The 16,759-nt window shown below is 65.1% G+C and carries 14 protein-coding genes; 8 read left to right on the forward strand and 6 right to left on the reverse strand.

What is annotated here, in order from left to right; all coding sequences use genetic code 11:
* Window positions 1–11: 11 nt before the first annotated feature.
* The 4 genes from metH to LZ519_RS05665 are packed head-to-tail and all read right to left on the reverse strand — an operon-like array spanning window position 12 to window position 5,558.
* Window positions 12–2,651, reverse strand: coding sequence for a methionine synthase (metH, locus tag LZ519_RS05650; RefSeq protein WP_431358085.1), 2,640 nt, complete (start codon window positions 2,649–2,651; stop codon window positions 12–14).
* Entirely contained in the window at window positions 2,648–3,694 is a 1,047-nt protein-coding gene (locus LZ519_RS05655) for a homocysteine S-methyltransferase family protein (protein ID WP_249867737.1), read from the reverse strand. Before LZ519_RS05655 ends, metH begins: the two co-directional genes overlap by 4 nt.
* Window positions 3,691–4,590 (reverse strand): methylenetetrahydrofolate reductase [NAD(P)H], encoded by a 900-nt coding sequence (metF, locus tag LZ519_RS05660; protein ID WP_249867738.1) that lies wholly within the window; start codon window positions 4,588–4,590, stop codon window positions 3,691–3,693. The genes LZ519_RS05655 and metF overlap by 4 nt, the downstream gene beginning before the upstream one ends.
* Window positions 4,587–5,558, reverse strand: coding sequence for an ArsR/SmtB family transcription factor (locus tag LZ519_RS05665; protein WP_249867739.1), 972 nt, complete (start codon window positions 5,556–5,558; stop codon window positions 4,587–4,589). Before LZ519_RS05665 ends, metF begins: the two co-directional genes overlap by 4 nt.
* A 190-nt stretch (window positions 5,559–5,748) precedes the next feature.
* Between LZ519_RS05665 and LZ519_RS05670 the strand changes: the two genes are divergently transcribed.
* Together LZ519_RS05670 and LZ519_RS05675 are read left to right on the forward strand one after the other, a co-directional pair.
* The gene (locus tag LZ519_RS05670) at window positions 5,749–5,994 is read left to right on the forward strand and encodes a circumsporozoite protein (protein WP_249867740.1); all 246 of its coding nucleotides are present in this window, start codon (window positions 5,749–5,751) and stop codon (window positions 5,992–5,994) included.
* Between the two features lie 12 nt (window positions 5,995–6,006).
* The gene (locus LZ519_RS05675; protein ID WP_249867741.1) at window positions 6,007–6,231 is read left to right on the forward strand and encodes a hypothetical protein; all 225 of its coding nucleotides are present in this window, start codon (window positions 6,007–6,009) and stop codon (window positions 6,229–6,231) included.
* On the opposite strand, the gene LZ519_RS05680 is transcribed toward LZ519_RS05675, so the two are convergent.
* Window positions 6,206–6,610, reverse strand: coding sequence for a hypothetical protein (locus tag LZ519_RS05680; protein ID WP_249867742.1), 405 nt, complete (start codon window positions 6,608–6,610; stop codon window positions 6,206–6,208). The two genes, LZ519_RS05675 and LZ519_RS05680, sit on opposite strands and share 26 nt — an antisense overlap.
* 180 nt (window positions 6,611–6,790) lie before the next feature.
* Here LZ519_RS05680 and mdh point away from each other — a divergent pair, with 180 nt between their 5' ends.
* Genes mdh through LZ519_RS05710 form a run of 6 tightly spaced genes read left to right on the forward strand, consistent with a single transcriptional unit; the run spans window position 6,791 to window position 14,886 of the window.
* Window positions 6,791–7,753 (forward strand): malate dehydrogenase, encoded by a 963-nt coding sequence (mdh, locus tag LZ519_RS05685; protein ID WP_249867743.1) that lies wholly within the window; start codon window positions 6,791–6,793, stop codon window positions 7,751–7,753.
* Entirely contained in the window at window positions 7,750–8,634 is an 885-nt protein-coding gene (gene sucD / locus LZ519_RS05690) for a succinate--CoA ligase subunit alpha (protein WP_249867744.1), read from the forward strand. The genes mdh and sucD overlap by 4 nt, the downstream gene beginning before the upstream one ends.
* Before the next feature lies 1 nt (window position 8,635).
* Entirely contained in the window at window positions 8,636–11,446 is a 2,811-nt protein-coding gene (locus LZ519_RS05695; protein ID WP_249867745.1) for a 2-oxoglutarate dehydrogenase E1 component, read from the forward strand.
* 17 nt (window positions 11,447–11,463) lie between these two features.
* Window positions 11,464–12,771 (forward strand): 2-oxoglutarate dehydrogenase complex dihydrolipoyllysine-residue succinyltransferase, encoded by a 1,308-nt coding sequence (gene odhB, locus LZ519_RS05700; RefSeq protein WP_249867746.1) that lies wholly within the window; start codon window positions 11,464–11,466, stop codon window positions 12,769–12,771.
* Window positions 12,772–12,779: 8 nt separating this feature from the next.
* Window positions 12,780–14,180, forward strand: a complete 1,401-nt coding sequence (gene lpdA, locus LZ519_RS05705; protein WP_249867747.1) for a dihydrolipoyl dehydrogenase — start codon at window positions 12,780–12,782, stop codon at window positions 14,178–14,180.
* 10 nt (window positions 14,181–14,190) lie between these two features.
* Window positions 14,191–14,886 carry a PepSY domain-containing protein gene (locus tag LZ519_RS05710; protein WP_249867748.1) on the forward strand — a complete coding sequence of 232 codons (696 nt, stop codon included), beginning with the start codon at window positions 14,191–14,193 and terminating at the stop codon, window positions 14,884–14,886.
* Here LZ519_RS05710 and sppA read toward each other — a convergent pair.
* Window positions 14,878–16,734, reverse strand: a complete 1,857-nt coding sequence (gene sppA, locus LZ519_RS05715) for a signal peptide peptidase SppA (RefSeq protein ID WP_249867749.1) — start codon at window positions 16,732–16,734, stop codon at window positions 14,878–14,880. The two genes, LZ519_RS05710 and sppA, sit on opposite strands and share 9 nt — an antisense overlap.
* Between the last annotated feature and the right edge of the window lie 25 nt (window positions 16,735–16,759).

Below are 16,759 nucleotides of genomic sequence, written 5' to 3' on the forward strand. Positions count from 1 at the left end.
CTTGTTCCCGCCTAGTCGAGGTTGGGCCTGAGCCAGCGCTCCGCCTGCTCGATCGAAACATCGCGGCGCTGCGCATAATCGCGAAGCTGGTCGCGCCCGATGCTCGCGACTCCGAAATACTGGCTGTCGCGATGGCCGAAATAGAAGCCGGAAACCGCCGAGGTCGGAAGCATCGCGAAATTCTCCGTCAACACCACCTCGCCAGGCTGTCCACCGAGCATATGGAACAGCATCGGCTTGAGGCTATGGTCGGGGCATGCCGGATAGCCAGGGGCCGGGCGGATCCCGTGATATTTTTCGCGGATCAGCTGCTCGTTGGAGAGATGCTCCTCCGCATACCCCCAGATCCGGTTGCGGACCTCGGCATGAAGCACTTCGGCGAAGCTTTCCGCCAGGCGGTCGGCAAGCGCCTTCAACAGAATGTCTGAATAATCGTCATTTCCCGCCTTGAAGCGCTCGAGGTGCGGCTCGAGGCCGTGAATGCCGACCGCAAACCCGCCGATCCAGTCCTCACCTTCCGGATTGATGAAGTCGGCAAGGCACATGTTGGGCCTGCCTTCACGCTTCTTCATCTGCTGGCGAAGCATTGGCAGCCGAGTCCAGTCGTTGCCTGCGAGAACGAGCACGTCGTCGCCTTCGCGCTTGCAGCGCCACAGCCCGACGGTCGCCTTCGGCGTCACCCACCGTTCGGCGATGATCTGGTCGAGCATCGCCTGGGCATCGTTGAACAGGTTGCGAGCGCTTTCCCCGACGACCGGATCGTCGAGGATCGCCGGGTAATTGCCCGCCAGTTCCCATGCGCGGAAAAACGGCGTCCAGTCGATCGTCGACTTGAGATCGCGCAAGGGCCACTCGCCGATGTGGTGGAGGCCGGGCATCGCCGGCTGCGGCGCCTGCCCCGAAGGGTCGAAAGGAAAGGCGTTGGCGCGCGCTTCCTCGAGGGTCGAAAGCGCACTTCGGCCGCTTCGCTCGCGGGCCTTGCGAAGCTTCTCATAATCGTCGGCCGTTGACGCGATCAGCGGCTCGCGCTGCGTGTCCGATACCATCGACGAAGCGACTCCAACCGCGCGGCTGGCGTCGAGCACGTGGATCACCGGCCCTTCATAGGCCGGGTCGATGCGAAGGGCCGTGTGCACCTTGCTCGTGGTCGCGCCGCCGATCAGCAAGGGGGTCTTGAGCCCAAGCCGCTGCATCTCGCCGGCGACCGTCACCATCTCGTCGAGAGACGGGGTTATCAGGCCCGACAGGCCGATCATGTCGGCATTGTTGTCGTTGGCCGACTTCAGGATGTCCTGCCACGGCACCATGACGCCAAGGTCGATGACCTCGAAGCCGTTGCACTGAAGAACGACGCCGACGATGTTCTTGCCGATGTCGTGAACGTCGCCCTTGACCGTCGCCATCACGATCCGGCCCTTGCCCTGGGTCGCGCCGGTCTTTTCCTTCTCCGCCTCGATGAAGGGGATCAGGTGGGCGACCGCCTTCTTCATCACCCGAGCGGATTTGACCACCTGGGGAAGGAACATCTTGCCCGATCCGAACAGGTCGCCGACGACGTTCATTCCGTCCATCAGCGGCCCTTCGATCACCTCGATCGGCCGGTCGAACTGGAGCCGCGCTTCCTCCGTGTCGGCGACGATGTCCGCGTCGATCCCCTTGACGAGCGCATAGGACAGCCGCTCGCCGACGGGCAGCGAGCGCCATTCGGCAGCGGCCTTTTCCTGGGCCGCGTCGGTGCCTTTATAACGTTCCGCCAGGTCGACGAGCCGCTCGGTCGCGTCGTCGCGGCGGTCGAGGATCACGTCCTCGCAGGCCTCGCGAAGCTCCGGGTCGATCGTGTCGTAGACGTCGAGCTGGCCGGCGTTGACGATCGCCATGTCCATTCCCGCGGGGATCGCGTGGAACAGGAAGATGCTGTGCATCGCCCGCCGCACCGGCTCATTGCCGCGGAACGAGAAGCTGAGGTTCGACAGGCCGCCTGAAATATGGACCCGGGGGCAGCGCGCGCGGATCTCCTTCGTCGCCTCGATGAAGTCGAGTGCATAACGGCGGTGCTCGTCGATTCCGGTCGCAACCGCGAAGATGTTGGGGTCGAAGATGATGTCGGCAGGGTCGGTGCCGTCGGCGACGAGCAGCTTGTACGCGCGGTCGCAGATCTCGATCTTGCGCTCCTTGGTGTCGGCCTGGCCGACTTCGTCGAACGCCATGACGACGACCGCCGCTCCGTACGACCGGCATTTGCTGGCCAGCTCGAGGAACGGCCCCTCGCCTTCCTTCATGCTGATCGAATTGACGATCGGCTTGCCCGACACGCACTTGAGGCCTGCCTCGATCACCGTCCACTTCGAGCTGTCGATCATGACGGGCACGCGGGCAATGTCCGGCTCGGCGGCGATGCGCTTGAGGAAGATCGTCATCGCCTCCTCGCTGTCGAGAAGGGCCTCGTCCATGTTGACGTCGATGACCTGGGCGCCGTTCTCGACCTGCTGGCGTGCGACCTCGACCGCCGCGTCATAGTCGCCGGCGAGAATCAGCTTCTTGAACCTGGCCGACCCGGTGACGTTGGTCCGTTCGCCGATGTTGACGAAGCGGGCGCCGGCGGCGGCGCGAACCTGGTCGGGATCTGCAATCACTTCTGCAAGGTCGTTCACGCGGCGATCACCATCGGCTCGAGGCCCGCGAGCAGGGTGTCGCTTCGGGGGGCGGGAATCTTCCGCGGCGGCTTGCCGGCAGCAACTCCTGCGATAGCGGCAATATGCGCCGGAGTGGTGCCGCAGCAGCCTCCGACGACGTTGACCAGGCCGTCGCGGATCCACTCGGCGACCTGCGCCGCGGTTTCCTCGGCCGCCTCGTCATATTCGCCAAGCTCATTGGGCAGGCCGGCATTGGGGTAGGCCATCACCAAAGTCTCGGCGGTTGCCGACAGCGCGGCGAGGTGCGGGCGAAGCTGCGCCGCTCCAAAGGAACAGTTGAGACCGATCGTCAGCGGCTTTGCATGCCTCACCGATGCCCAGAACGCCTCGACGGTGTGGCCTGAGAGATTGCGGCCCGAAAGGTCGGTCAGCGTCATTGAGATCATCAGTGGAAGCTCGCGGCCGAGCGCCTGCTCCGCCTCCAGCGTCGCCATGATCGCCGCCTTGGCGTTGAGCGTGTCGAACACGGTCTCGACCAGGATGAAATCCACTCCGCCTTCGACCAGCGCGTCCACCTGCTCGCGATAGACTGCCTTCACCTGGTCGAAATCGACCTCGCGAAAGGCCGGGTCGTTGACGTCCGGAGACAGCGACAGGGTCTTGTTGGTCGGGCCGATCGCCCCGGCTACCCACCGTTTCCTGCCGTCATTGCCGGAAGCGCGGTCCGCGACCTCGCGGATGATCCGGGCCGCCGCCCGGTTGATCTCGGCGGACAGGTCCTCGGCGCCATAATCGGCCTGGCTGATGCGGTTGGCGTTGAAGGTGTTCGTCGCGAGCACCTCGGCCCCGGCCTGGGCGAACCTTTCGCAGATCCGGCTCACGACCTGCGGCTGGGTCAGGTTCAGGAGGTCGTTGTTGCCGCGCTGGTCCTTCATCAGGTCGAGCCCACCGCAATAGGCTTCGGCGGGCAGCTTCTCGCACTGGATGCCGGTGCCATAGGGACCGTCCTTGATCAGGATCCGCTTTGCCGCTTCGGCCCTGAACTCTGCGGCACTGCTCATTTCGCCCTAACTCCAAGTAGGTGACAGATCGCGTAGCTGAGCTCCGCGCGGTTCAGCGTGTAGAAGTGGAAGCAACGGACGCCGCCCGCGTAGAGCTGGCCGCATAGCTCGGCGGCCACCGTGGCGGCGATCAACTGGCGAGCGGACGGGAGGTCGTCGAGCCCCTCGAACAACTCGTCCAGCCATTTCGGGATCGATGCGCCGCAGGTCTGGGCAAAACGACGTGTGGTGGCGACGTTGGAAACCGGCAGGATGCCGGGGACAATCTCGATGTCGATTCCGGCCGCGGCAGCCGCATCACGGAAACGAAGGAAGCAATCGGCCGAGAAGAAGAATTGGGAGATCGCGCGGTCCGCTCCGGCGTCGATCTTGCGCTTCAGATTCTCGAGGTCGAACGCCTTGGTCGACGAATCCGGATGGCACTCCGGATATGCCGCGACCGAGATGTCGAAAGGCGCGACTTTCTTGAGTCCGGCGACCAGCTCGGCCGCGTCACGATAGCCTTGCGGGTGCGGCTGGTACTTCGCACCGGGCTCGGGCGGGTCGCCGCGAAGGGCGACAATGTTGCGCACGCCCAGGTCCCAATATTCCCGGGCGACCTCGTCGACCTCGCCCTTGCTGGCGCCGACACATGTCAGGTGCGCCGCCGGGGTCAGCCGCGTCTCCTTGAGGATACGCTCGACCGTCGCGTGGGTGCGCTCGCGGGTGGAACCGCCGGCGCCATAGGTGACGGAGACGAAACGCGGCTGGAGCGGCGCGAGGGTCTGGATCGATTCCCACAAGGTCTCGGCCATCTTCTCCGTCTTCGGCGGGAAGAATTCGAAGCTTACCGCGATGTCGCCGCGGGCCTCAGCGAACAGCGGCTCTCGGCCCGCGATATGATCGAGCCTGTTCACGCGGCTTTCCTCCGGCGGGCATTGGCTTTGGCTCCGCGCCAGACGGTGACCGTCAACTCGCCGCCTTCGAGATGCTGGACGTGGTCGACTTCGAGCCCCGCCGAGGAAAACCAGCCGGCCATCACATCGTCGGCAAATCCGAGGCGGAGGTGGGCATCGCGGGCGCGAAGCTCCTCCCGCTCGTGCGCCGCGAAGTCGATGACCAGCAACGTGCCGCCGGGAGACAGGACCCGCGCCGCCTCGGCAATCGCGTCGGCGGGCGCGTGGGCATAGTGAAGCACCTGGTGGATAATGACGGAGTCGGCACATCCGTCGAGCAGCGGAAGCGCGTACATGTCACCCTGGCGAAGGCTCGAGCGGACGCCGGCACTTTCCAGCTTCACCCGGGCGAGCCGGAGCATTTCGGACGAGCGGTCTATTCCGATCGCCTCGCTGGCTCGCGGCCCGAAAAGCTCGATCATCCGGCCGGTGCCGGTGCCGATGTCAACGAGGGTGCCAAGAGGACGGTCGGCAAGCGCCCGGTCGATCGCCCGCTCGACCTCGGCCTCGGCCACGTGGAGCGATCGGATGGAATCCCACACTTGTGCCTGCGCCGCGAAATAACGCTGCGCAGCCTCGGCCCGGTCGGCGCGGACTGCATCGAGGCGCTCCGAATCTTCCACGAAGGCGGCGCGACTTCGGTCATCGGTCCAGGCCTCGACCAGCGCCAGCAGAGGACCGGTGCGGTCAGCGTCGGCAATCGCAAGGAAAACCCAGCTTCCCTCCTTCCGGCGCTCGACGATCCCCGCGTCGGCAAGGATGCGCACATGGCGGGAGACACGCGGCTGGCTCTGCTCCAGGAGCTGGGCGAGCTCTCCAACGGACAATTCCATCCGCGAAAGAAGAGCAAGGATCCTCAGGCGCGTCGGGTCCGACACGGCCTGGAACAGCTCGGCTAGGGGAAGGGTTTGCATGGCTTCGATGGGCATATAAAGAAATCTTTATATCGTCAAACGAAGCTGGCCGATTGTTGCAGGAAAGGCTGCAACTTCGCGTGGCACTTCGGAGGTAATTGCACGACCCTGCCCTCCACTGTAATGCCCCGCGCTGGCCTGTTCGATTCGCGTACCAGGCCGAGCCCACGGCCCAACAGGGGCTATTAGAGGGAGTGGAACGATCATGAAGAAAGTTGCAGTGACCGTTGCGGTCCTCGCGCTCGGCCTTGCCGCGTGCGCGAAGAACAACGACGCCAACAATATGACTGCCAACGACACCTACACCGAGAATGCGGCCGACAGCGACCTGAATACGTCGATGAACGCTGCCGAGAACGCTCTCGAGAACGCCGGCAACGCGGTCGACAACGCGACCGACGCCGTCCAGAATGCGGCCGACAACGCCGCCGACGCCACGACCAACTCCTAAGGTCACCGGCGAATGATCAAGGGCCGCATGCCTTTACTGGCGTGCGGCCCTTTTCTTTTGGCGCTGTCGCTGAGCTCCTGCCGCGAGCCGGACACGCCGTCGGCTGAAGAGAACCGTCAGCTCGACAATGCGGCCGAGATGCTCGACGCCGCTCCCGACGCGCTCTCCAACATCGACGAAAATACGCTCGAAGAGAGCGATTCCAACGCCCTTAATACGGACGGATCAGAGCGTTGAGCACCTGCTGCACAAGCATGGTCCTGGGGTCGACGCGGTAGAGGTAATTGTTGTCGTAAATGTAGCGCGCGCGCGGATCGAGCTGCTGTCCGTAATAATTGCGGAGTTCGTACGGCACATTGTTGTAGCCGAGCAGCCCGTTATAGCCGAGCGGAACCCGCTGCCCGACCCCGAACATCTTCTTCGCCTGGCCCGGCGGCACGCAGGGCACAGCCTTCTTCGCCAGTCCCGGCGGGCAGCCGCCCACGCCGTAGCCGACGGGGCCCTGCACGCCGTGGGCATGCACATTGCCGTTGCCGTGAACGTTGCCGGGCTTTGCCAGCGCCGGGCCGGCGAAAGCGAACGTCGCAGCGCCCGCGAGGAGGATGAGCTTTTTCATAATGCACCTCTTGGACTGGACTCGCTGAACGCACGTTGAAGAACTTCGTTACCGGGGCGTCAGGAATTAGGCCGGCGGCACCGGTTGCCCGACTCCGGCGAGCGGTCTAGAGCGCGGCCACAATTCGGGGCGCCGGTCCTCGGCGCCGGACACACAGCTCGAGAGGAAGCAACCAGCTCCATGGCCCGTAAGAAGATCGCGCTCATCGGCTCCGGAATGATCGGCGGAACGCTCGCCCACCTCGCGGCGATGCGGGAGCTTGGCGACATCGTCCTGTTCGACATTGCCGAAGGAATTCCGCAGGGCAAGGCGCTCGATATCGCGCAAGCCGGGCCGGTCGATGACTTCGACGCGAACCTCAAAGGCAGCAGCGATTATTCGGACATCGAAGGCGCGGACGTGTGCATCGTCACCGCCGGGGTCGCCCGCAAGCCTGGAATGAGCCGCGACGACCTTTTGGGAATCAACCTCAAGGTCATGAAGTCGGTCGGCGAGGGCATCAAGGCCCACGCCCCCAACGCCTTCGTCATCTGCATCACCAACCCGCTGGACGCGATGGTCTGGGCCCTGCGCGAGTTTTCCGGCCTTCCCCACAACATGGTCGTCGGAATGGCCGGCGTCCTCGACAGCGCCCGCTTCCGCCATTTCCTCGCCGAGGAGTTCCAGGTCAGCGTCGAGGACGTGACAGCATTCGTGCTCGGCGGCCACGGGGACACGATGGTGCCGGTCGTCGAATATTCGACTGTCGCCGGGGTCCCGATCCCTGATCTCATCAAGATGGGCTGGTCGACCAAGGAGCGGATCGACGCGATCGTAAAGCGCACCCGCGGCGGCGGCGGCGAGATCGTCGCGCTGCTGAAGACCGGAAGCGCTTACTACGCGCCGGCCACCAGCGCGATCGCGATGGCGGAGAGCTTCCTCAAGGACAAGAATAGGGTGCTTCCCTGCGCTGCGCACCTGACCGGGCAATATGGGGTCGACAATCTCTACGTCGGCGTTCCCTGCGTCCTCGGCGCGGGCGGCGTCGAGAAAGTGGTCGAGATCGAGCTCAACGCCGAGGCGAAGGCCAATTTCCAGGTCAGCGTCGATGCGGTGAAGGAGCTTCTCGACGCCTGCAAGCAGATCGACGGAAGCCTCGCGTGAGCATCCTCGTCGACAAGACCACCAAGGTCATCACTCAAGGGATGACCGGCGAAACCGGCACCTTCCACACCCGTCAGGCGCTCGATTACGGAACGCAGATGGTCGGTGGCGTGACGCCGGGCAAAGGCGGCAGCGAGCATCTCGGGTTGCCGGTGTTCAACACCGTTGCCGAGGCGATCGAGAAGACCGGCGCCACCGCGTCCGTGATCTACGTTCCGCCGCCATTCGCAGCGGATTCGATCCTTGAGGCGATCGATGCCGAGGTCCCGCTGATCGTCACCATCACGGAGGGCATTCCGGTGCTCGACATGGTCAAGGTGAAGCGGGCCCTTTCTGGCTCCAAATCGCGGCTGATCGGGCCCAACTGCCCAGGCGTCCTCACTCCCGAAGAGTGCAAGATCGGAATCATGCCTGCGAACATCTTCAAGAAGGGCAGCGTCGGCATCGTTTCGCGGTCCGGCACGCTGACCTACGAAGCCGTGTTCCAGACGACCAACGAGGGCCTTGGCCAGTCGACCGCGGTCGGTATCGGCGGCGACCCGGTGAAGGGCACCGAGTTCATCGACATCCTCGAGATGTTCCTTGGCGACGACGAGACGCAGTCGATCATCATGATCGGCGAGATCGGCGGAAGCGCGGAGGAAGACGCAGCGCAGTTCCTAGCCGACGAAGCGAAGCGCGGCCGCAAGAAGCCCGTCGTCGGCTTCATCGCCGGCCGGACGGCTCCCCCGGGACGGCGGATGGGCCATGCAGGCGCCATCGTTTCGGGCGGCAAGGGCGACGCCGAAAGCAAGATAGCCGCGATGGAGGCGGCTGGAATAACCGTCAGCCCGAGCCCATCTGAGCTCGGTAGGACCCTCAAGGAGCTGCTTGCTTCCTGACATGAACGACGTCGCCGGCGCAATCGAACCCAAGCAAGGCCCAAGCTGGGCGCGCGCCAACTGGCCGCTCGCCGAGCTGGACGACATCAATCTCGGCCTCGATCCGACGCAGGCGACGATCGAGGCGGTGAAGAAGGCTGCCGGCGACCGTGCCGCCGCGGCCACGTCGGATCCTGATGCGATCCGACGCGCCGCGGAGGATTCGATCCGCGCGATGATGCTCATCCGCACCTATCGCGTGCGCGGGCACCTTGGCGCGAGGCTCGATCCGCTCGGCCTCCATCACAGCGCGATCCCGGCTGACCTCACCCCGGCCTATCACGGCTTTTCCGACACCGACCTCGACCGGCCGATCTGGATTGGCGGCGCCCTGGGGCTGGAGCGGGCGACGGTGCGCGAGATCGTCGAATGCCTGCAGGCCAATTACTGCGGCACCATCGGCGTCGAATATATGCACATCAACGACCTGGAGGAGCGCCGCTTCATCCAGGAGAAGATCGAGGGCAAGGCCGAGACCGTCCAGTTCACGCCCGAGGGCAAACAGGCGATCCTGGCCAAGGTCATCGAGGCGGAGCAGTGGGAGACCTTCCTCGCCCGCAAATATGTCGGCACGAAGCGGTTCGGGCTCGACGGCGGCGAAAGCGCGATCCCGGCGCTGGAGGCGGTGATCAAATATGGCGGGATGATGGGCGTCGAGGAGATCGACGTCGGTATGGCCCATCGCGGCCGCCTCAACGTCCTGTCCAACGTGATGGGCAAGCCGACCCGCGCGATCTTCCACGAGTTCGCCGGCGGAGCTACCAACCCGGCCGATGTCGGCGGGTCGGGCGATGTCAAATATCACCTCGGCACTTCCTCCGACCGCGAGTTCGAGGGGATCAAGGTCCACCTGTCGCTGCTTCCCAACCCGTCGCACCTTGAAGCGGTCGATCCCGTCGTCCTGGGCAAGGCGCGCGCGACGATGGGTTACAAGAACGACAAGCACGGCAAGAAGGTGCTTCCGCTCCTGCTGCACGGGGATGCCGCATTCGCTGGCCAGGGCGTGGTCGCGGAATGCCTGAGTTTCTCCGGGCTTCCCGGCTACGGCACGGGCGGGACGCTGCACTTCATCATCAACAATCAGGTTGGCTTCACCACCAGCCCGCAGTTCGCCCGCTCCTCGCCCTACCCGTCAGACATCGCCAAGTCCGTCCAGGCGCCGATCCTGCACGTCAACGCCGACGATCCGGAGGCGGTCACCTTCTGCTGCAAGCTCGCGATCGAGTTCCGGCAGACCTTCGGGCGCGACATCGTCATCGACATGTGGTGCTATCGCCGCTTCGGGCACAATGAGGGCGACGAACCGAGCTTCACCCAGCCGCAAATGTATTCCGCGATCCGCAATCACCCTGCGATCAGCGCGATTTACGGCAAGCGGCTGATCGCCGAGGGGGTCGTCGACCAGAGGTGGATGGACGACCATCGCGAGAAATATATCACCTTCCTCAACGAGGAGTTCGAGGCGGCGGGAAGCTACCTGCCCAATAAGGCCGACTGGTTCGAAGGCCGCTGGAGCGGGTTCGGCAAGCCCGAAGAGCCGGTCCTCGGCCGCCGCAACACGAACACCGCGGTTACGGACGAGCTGTTCACTCAAGTTGGGAAGGCGCTCACGACCGTTCCCGAGGAGCTTCACGTCCACAAGACGTTGCAGCGGATCCTCGATGCCAAGAAGGCGATGTTCGACAGCGGCGAAGGCTTCGACTGGGCTACCGGCGAAGCCCTGGCGTTCGGGACTCTGATCGCGGAGGGCCACAACGTCCGGCTATCGGGCCAGGACAGCGGTCGGGGCACGTTCAGCCAGCGGCACGCGGTTTGGGTCGACCAGCTCAGCGGCGAGAAATACGTGCCGATCAATTCGATTGAAGGCGGCCGTTTCGAGGTCCGCGATTCGCCCTTGTCCGAGTTCGGCGTGGTCGGGTTCGAATACGGCTATTCGCTCGCCGACCCGAAGACCTTGGTATGCTGGGAAGCGCAGTTCGGCGACTTCGCCAACGGCGCCCAGACGATCATCGACCAGTTCGTTGCAAGCGGAGAGGCCAAGTGGCTTCGCGCAAGCGGCCTCGTCATGCTCCTTCCCCACGGGTACGAAGGCCAGGGTCCGGAGCACAGCTCGGCGCGGCTCGAGCGCTACCTGCAGCTGTGCGCCGAGGACAATATGCAGGTCGCCAACTGCACGACCCCGGCCAATTACTTCCACATCCTTCGCCGGCAGCTCTTGCGGCCCTTCCGCAAACCGCTGGTGATGATGACTCCAAAGTCCTTGCTTCGTCACAAGCTCGCGGTGTCGAAGGCGTCGGATTTCACCGGCGACAGCCACTTTAAGCGGATTATGAGCGACCTTGCTCCGCCCGCGGAAGGCGAGACGAAGCGGCTCGTGCTTTGCTCCGGCAAGCTCGCCTACGAGCTGATGGAGGCACGCGACCAGGCCGGCGATGCGCAGACCGAGATCGTCCGGATCGAGCAGCTTTACCCCTACCCGTCAGAGCCATTGGTCAAGCGGCTCAAGGCAATGCCCAAGCTCGAGGACATCGTGTGGGCCCAGGAAGAGCCGCAGAACAACGGCGCCTGGTTCTTCGTCGCGCCGCTCCTGGAATGCTGCCTGGACGACGCCGACTTCAAGGGAATGCGGCCGCGCTATGCCGGACGAGCCCCGGGCGCATCGCCCGCGACCGGCCTTGCCAAACGCCACGCGTCCGAACAGGCGGCCTTGATCGCCGACGCTCTGGGGCATAGCAGCCCCTCACGCGGCGAAACCGCCCGTCGCGCGTCTTAGCCAAGCAAGGGAGTGAAATGGCCACCGACGTGAAAGTCCCGGCGCTTGGGGAATCGATCACCGAGGGCACGCTCGCCCAGTGGCTGAAGAAGGCCGGCGACGCGGTCGCGGCCGACGAGCCCATCGCGAGCCTCGAGACCGACAAGGTGACCGTCGACGTGCCCTCGCCGGTCGCGGGCGTACTCACCGAGACAGTCGCCAAGGAAGGCGACACGGTCGCCGTCGGAGCCGTCATCGCGCGCGTCGACGAGGGCGCGACTGCCGCTTCCACACCTGCCGAGAAGGGTGCGGAAACGTCACCCACGAATCCGCCTGGAGCGGGCGAAACTCCGGCGGTGCGCGGCGACGAGAATGCGCCCGACGCCGCCCCGCAGGGCGACGACCACATCACGACCTTGTCGCCGGCCGTCCGCCGCGCGGTGCTCGAGCATCACGTCGATCCGACGGCGATCAGGGGCACCGGCAGGGATGGCAGGATCACCAAGGACGATGTCCTGGCCGCAGCCAAGGCGAAGGAAAGCGGTGCCGAGCCCGAGGCCAAGGCGCCCGCTGCTCCTGCCGCCCCGGCTGGAGGTGCGGCCCCGGCCGCGCCCGCCGCGGCTAAGCCCGCAGCGGCGCCCGGCGAACGCCGCGAAGAGCGCGTCAAGATGTCGCGTCTTCGGCAGACCGTCGCGAAGCGGCTGAAGGAAGCACAGAATACGGCGGCCATGCTTACGACGTTCAACGACGTCGACATGTCGGCGGTGATGGAGGCCCGCAGCCGCTACAAGGATCTGTTCGAGAAGAAGCACGGGATCCGGCTCGGCTTCATGAGCTTCTTCGTCAAAGCGGTCGCTCTCGCGGTCCGCGACGTACCCGCGGTCAACGCCAGCCTCGAAGGCGACGAGATCGTCTATCGCGACTATCTCGACGTTTCGGTGGCGGTCTCCGCGCCGAAGGGGCTCGTCGTCCCAGTCGTTCGCAACGCCCAGGCAATGAGCTTCGCCGAAATCGAGAAGACGATCGCCGAATATGGCAGGAAGGCGAAGGAAGGCACTCTCACCGTCGACGAGATGACCGGCGGCACCTTCACCATCTCCAACGGCGGCGTTTTCGGCTCGCTTCTTTCGACGCCGATCCTCAACCCGCCGCAGTCGGGCGTGCTCGGGATGCACCGCATCGAGGAGCGGCCGGTGGCGATCGACGGCCAGGTGGTGATCCGGCCGATGATGTACCTCGCACTCTCCTACGATCACCGGCTGGTCGACGGCCGCGAGGCGGTCACCTTCCTCGTGCGCGTCAAGGAAGCGATCGAGGATCCGACGCGGCTGCTGATCGATCTTTAGGAAGATACATGCCTGATTATGATTTCGACGTCCTGGTAATCGGGTCCGGCCCCGGCGGCTACGTTGCGGCCATCCGCGCGGCTCAGCTGGGGCTGAAGACCGCTTGTGCGGAAAGCCGCGAGACCCTTGGCGGAACCTGCCTCAACGTCGGCTGCATCCCGTCCAAGGCGTTGCTCCATGCGTCGGAGCTGTTCGAGGAAGCCGCGCACGGAACGCTCGCCAAGTGGGGCGTGAAGACGAGCGGGGTCGAGGTCGATCTCGCCGTCATGCATGAATCCAAGGACACCGCGGTGAAGGGCCTGACGGGCGGAATCGAGTTCCTGTTCAAGAAGAACAAGGTCGAGTGGCTGAAGGGCCATGCGACCTTCGAGGACGCGCACAAGGTCAAGATCGGCGACCGCACCGTCACCGCGAAGAACATCGTCATCGCCACCGGATCGTCGGTCACCCCGCTACCGGGCGTCGAGGTGGACAATGACAAGCACCGGATCGTTGATTCCACCGGCGCGCTGGCGCTTCCGGCTGTTCCGAAAACGATGGTGGTGATCGGCGGCGGAGTGATCGGGCTGGAGCTCGGTTCCGTGTGGCGGCGGCTCGGCGCGCAGGTGACGGTCGTCGAGTTCCTCGACGAGATTCTTCCAGGAATGGACGGCGAGGTCCGCAAGGAAGCGCGCAAGATCCTCAAGAAGCAGGGCTTCGAGTTCCGGATGGCGACCAAGGTCACCAAGGCGGAAGCGAAGGGCGACGGAGTGACGCTGACGGTCGAGCCGGCCAAGGGCGGCGCGGCCGAGACGATCGAAGCCGAGGTGGTACTGGTGTCGATCGGCCGCCGGCCGAACACCGAAGGGCTCGGCCTCGACAAGATCGGCCTCGAGCTCAACAAGCGCGGGCAGATTGAAACAGATCGCGACTTCCGCACCAAGGTCGACGGAGTCTGGGCGATCGGCGACGTCATCCCCGGACCGATGCTCGCCCACAAGGCGGAGGACGAGGGGCTGGCGGTCGCCGAGAACATTGCCGGGCAGACCGGTATCGTGAACCACGCGGTGATCCCGAGCGTCGTCTACACCTATCCGGAGATCGCTGGCGTCGGGCTCACAGAGGAAGAGGCGAAGCAGGACGGCGAGGTGAAGGTCGGCAAGTTCCCGATGCTCGCCAACAGCCGCGCCAAGACTAACCGCGAGCCCGATGGCTTCGTGAAGGTGATCGCCGACGCCAAGACCGACCGCGTGCTGGGCGTGTGGATGATCGCCACCGTCGCCGGCACGATGATCGCTCAGGCCGCGCAGGCGATGGAGTTCGGAGCGACGTCGGAGGACATCGCCTATACCTGCCACGCGCACCCGACCCACTCGGAAGCGCTGAAGGAAGCGGCGATGGCCGTGACAGGCAAGCCCATCCACATCTAGAAGCCTTCCGATGGGGGTTGTCCGTTCAAAACTTCGCCGCTGGCACATCTGGCTTGGCTGGATCGTGGGGCTGCCGATTTTCTTCTGGGTCGTGTCGGGGCTGGTCATGGTCGTTCGGCCGATCGACGAGGTGCGCGGATCGCATCTGCTTCGCGATCCCAAGCCCGTACACCTCGCCGCAGCGCCGGTTGCACCCGCGATCGAGGGGCTGCCGCTAGCGTCGCTGGCGCTGAAGCAGACTGCTTCGGGGCCGCGCTGGGTGGCGACGCTGGATGACGGCACGGCGAGGGCCGCCGACCCGCTAACGGGTGCATGGCTTCCGGAGCTCTCCGCGATCGCCGCAGCTCGCGAGGTCACGGCGCGCTACACCGGCTCTGCAAGCGTCGCTTCGGTCGCCCGAACCGATCCACACAAGCCGCCGCTCGACCTTCGCAGGGAAATACCGGCGTGGCAGGTGACGCTGACAGACGGCACGCATTTCTACGTCGACACGCGGTCAGGCGAGGTAGTGGCTACCCGAACCCGCTTCTGGCGCTTCTACGATTGGATGTGGGGCCTCCACATCATGGACCTGAAAGGCCGCGAGGACACGCACAACCCGCTGATCATCGGCTTTGCGATCCTGTCGCTTCTGACGACGCTTCTGGCGCTGGTAATGCTCCCGCTTACGATCAGGCGCCGACGGAAGGCTAAGGCGTCACAATAGCCAGGCCCGAACGGCGGCCCAGAAACCCACGTCTTGCTTGCTCACCCGCGCCGGGGCCACCGGCGGGCAATCGAGGCAGCGAGCCTGGATACGGGGGCTCGACAGCACCGACCGAAGCTCGGCCATTGCATCGGTGATGCGCGATTCGGGAGCGATCGCGGAAAAGGCGTCCTGGTCCTGCCCCTCGGTCGAGGAGTCCCTCGCGAGCATCGCGACCAGCTGGTCCTCAAAGGACGGCGGGCGCTCGAGGTAGCGCACCTGGTCCTGCGGGTTTGAGATCTTTGCCAGAGCCCCCGCCTTCTCGATCGCGTCGGAAAGGCCGCCAAAGCCGTCAACGAGGCCGAGCTGGCGAGCGGTGCCGCCGTCCCAAACGCGCCCCTGCGCGATCCTGTCGACCTCGACAGGCTGCTTGTGCCGCGACTGGGCGACGATGCCGAGGAAATGGCGGTAGATCGAATCCACACCCGCCTGCAGCATCTGGTTCGCCACCGGCGACGGCCCAGCCAGAAGGTCCGGCTGACCGGAGAGCGGAGTCGTCTGGATTCCATCCGCGCCGATGCCGAGCTTCTTCAACGTGCCCTGGAAGCTGGGGAGAATCCCGAACACGCCGATCGAGCCCGTGATGGTCGAAGGCTCGGCGTAGATGAAATCGCCCGGAGTGGAGACCCAATAGCCGCCCGACGCCGCGACGCTTCCCATCGATACGACGACCGGGAGCTTGTGGCGCTTGGCATTGAGGATCGACTGGCGGATCCGCTCGGAAGCGAGCACCGAGCCGCCGGGGCTGTCGACCCGAACGACAAGCGCCTTCAGCGAATTCTTCTGCACCGCCTTGTCGATGAGCTCGGCGATGCTGTCGCCGCCGGCGGTTCCGGGCGAGGCCTGCCCGTCGACGATCATCCCGGCGACGGTGATGACACCGATCGTCCCGTCACTGTTCGTCGGGACCGCGTCGTCGACATAATTGTCGAGCTTGATCGCCTTGTAGCCCGTGGGCGAGCCCGAATCTTTTCCGCCGAGCTGCGCCATCCGAGCTTCGAACTGTTCGCGGCTGCCGATCTTGTCCACGAGGCCAAATTCGATCGCCGCCCGCGAGAGATCACCCCCGCCCGCAGCAAGAGCGCCGACGGGGTTCATCATGTAGGGCTCGACCTTCGCCTTCGGGCGGTTGCGGGCGACCGCCTCCCGCCAACTCTCGAGGAGGGCGCCGGCGAGCGCCTGCGCATTTTCCTTGGCGGCCGGCGACATGTCGCTCCGGGTATAGGGCTCCACTGCCGCCTTGTAGGTGCCGACGCGATAGACGTTCGCGGTGACCCCGAGCTTGTCGAGAAGGCCCTTGAAATAGAGGTTGCTTCCGCCCGGCCCGGCGATCGCGACGGCACCGAGCGGGTCCATCCACACTTCCGAAGCTGCGGAGGCGACGAGGTAGCTGTCGTCGCTGTAGGCGACCGCATAAGCGACCACGGGCTTGCCGGAGGAGCGGAGGCGGCGGACCGCGTCGGCAAGGTCGCTCATTGCCGTCTGCCCGCCGCCGATGAAATTGCCGAGGTCGAGCGCGACGGCTTTCACCCGGTCGTCTGTCCGGGCGGCGTCGAGCGCCCCAATCAGGTCGCGAAGGCGATATTCCCGCGGAGTCCGGCTTCCACCGGCAATGTCGGCGAAGCCGGCCCTGCTCGGCTGCTCGACAACGGCGCCGTCGAGGTCGAGCGCGAGGACTCCTGCCTCGATCGCGGCTGGGCGCGAGGACAGCCCCGCATAGAGGAGCCCGAAGAACAGCAGCATGAAGATCAGGACCAGTGCATCCTTGATCCCCACCAGGAGCTTCCACACCGCTTTGACGAACTTCATCTGACGCGACCTCGGCTGTTTCGAT

Origin of the sequence: Sphingomonas anseongensis (genome assembly GCF_023516495.1) — a bacterium.
Lineage (GTDB): Bacteria > Pseudomonadota > Alphaproteobacteria > Sphingomonadales > Sphingomonadaceae > Sphingomicrobium > Sphingomicrobium anseongensis.

Bases quoted from the DNA above. Each gene is read 5' to 3' on its own strand.
- mdh (WP_249867743.1), top strand. From the start codon at position 6,791: ATGGCCCGTAAGAAGATCGCGCTCATCGGCTCCGGAATGATCGGCGGA.
- LZ519_RS05695 (WP_249867745.1), top strand. From the start codon at position 8,636: ATGAACGACGTCGCCGGCGCAATCGAACCCAAGCAAGGCCCAAGCTGG.
- LZ519_RS05665 (WP_249867739.1), bottom strand. From the start codon at position 5,558: ATGCCCATCGAAGCCATGCAAACCCTTCCCCTAGCCGAGCTGTTCCAG.
- lpdA (WP_249867747.1), top strand. From the start codon at position 12,780: ATGCCTGATTATGATTTCGACGTCCTGGTAATCGGGTCCGGCCCCGGC.
- LZ519_RS05680 (WP_249867742.1), bottom strand. From the start codon at position 6,610: ATGAAAAAGCTCATCCTCCTCGCGGGCGCTGCGACGTTCGCTTTCGCC.
- odhB (WP_249867746.1), top strand. From the start codon at position 11,464: ATGGCCACCGACGTGAAAGTCCCGGCGCTTGGGGAATCGATCACCGAG.
- LZ519_RS05710 (WP_249867748.1), top strand. From the start codon at position 14,191: ATGGGGGTTGTCCGTTCAAAACTTCGCCGCTGGCACATCTGGCTTGGC.
- LZ519_RS05655 (WP_249867737.1), bottom strand. From the start codon at position 3,694: ATGAGCAGTGCCGCAGAGTTCAGGGCCGAAGCGGCAAAGCGGATCCTG.
- sppA (WP_249867749.1), bottom strand. From the start codon at position 16,734: ATGAAGTTCGTCAAAGCGGTGTGGAAGCTCCTGGTGGGGATCAAGGAT.
- LZ519_RS05670 (WP_249867740.1), top strand. From the start codon at position 5,749: ATGAAGAAAGTTGCAGTGACCGTTGCGGTCCTCGCGCTCGGCCTTGCC.
- LZ519_RS05675 (WP_249867741.1), top strand. From the start codon at position 6,007: ATGATCAAGGGCCGCATGCCTTTACTGGCGTGCGGCCCTTTTCTTTTG.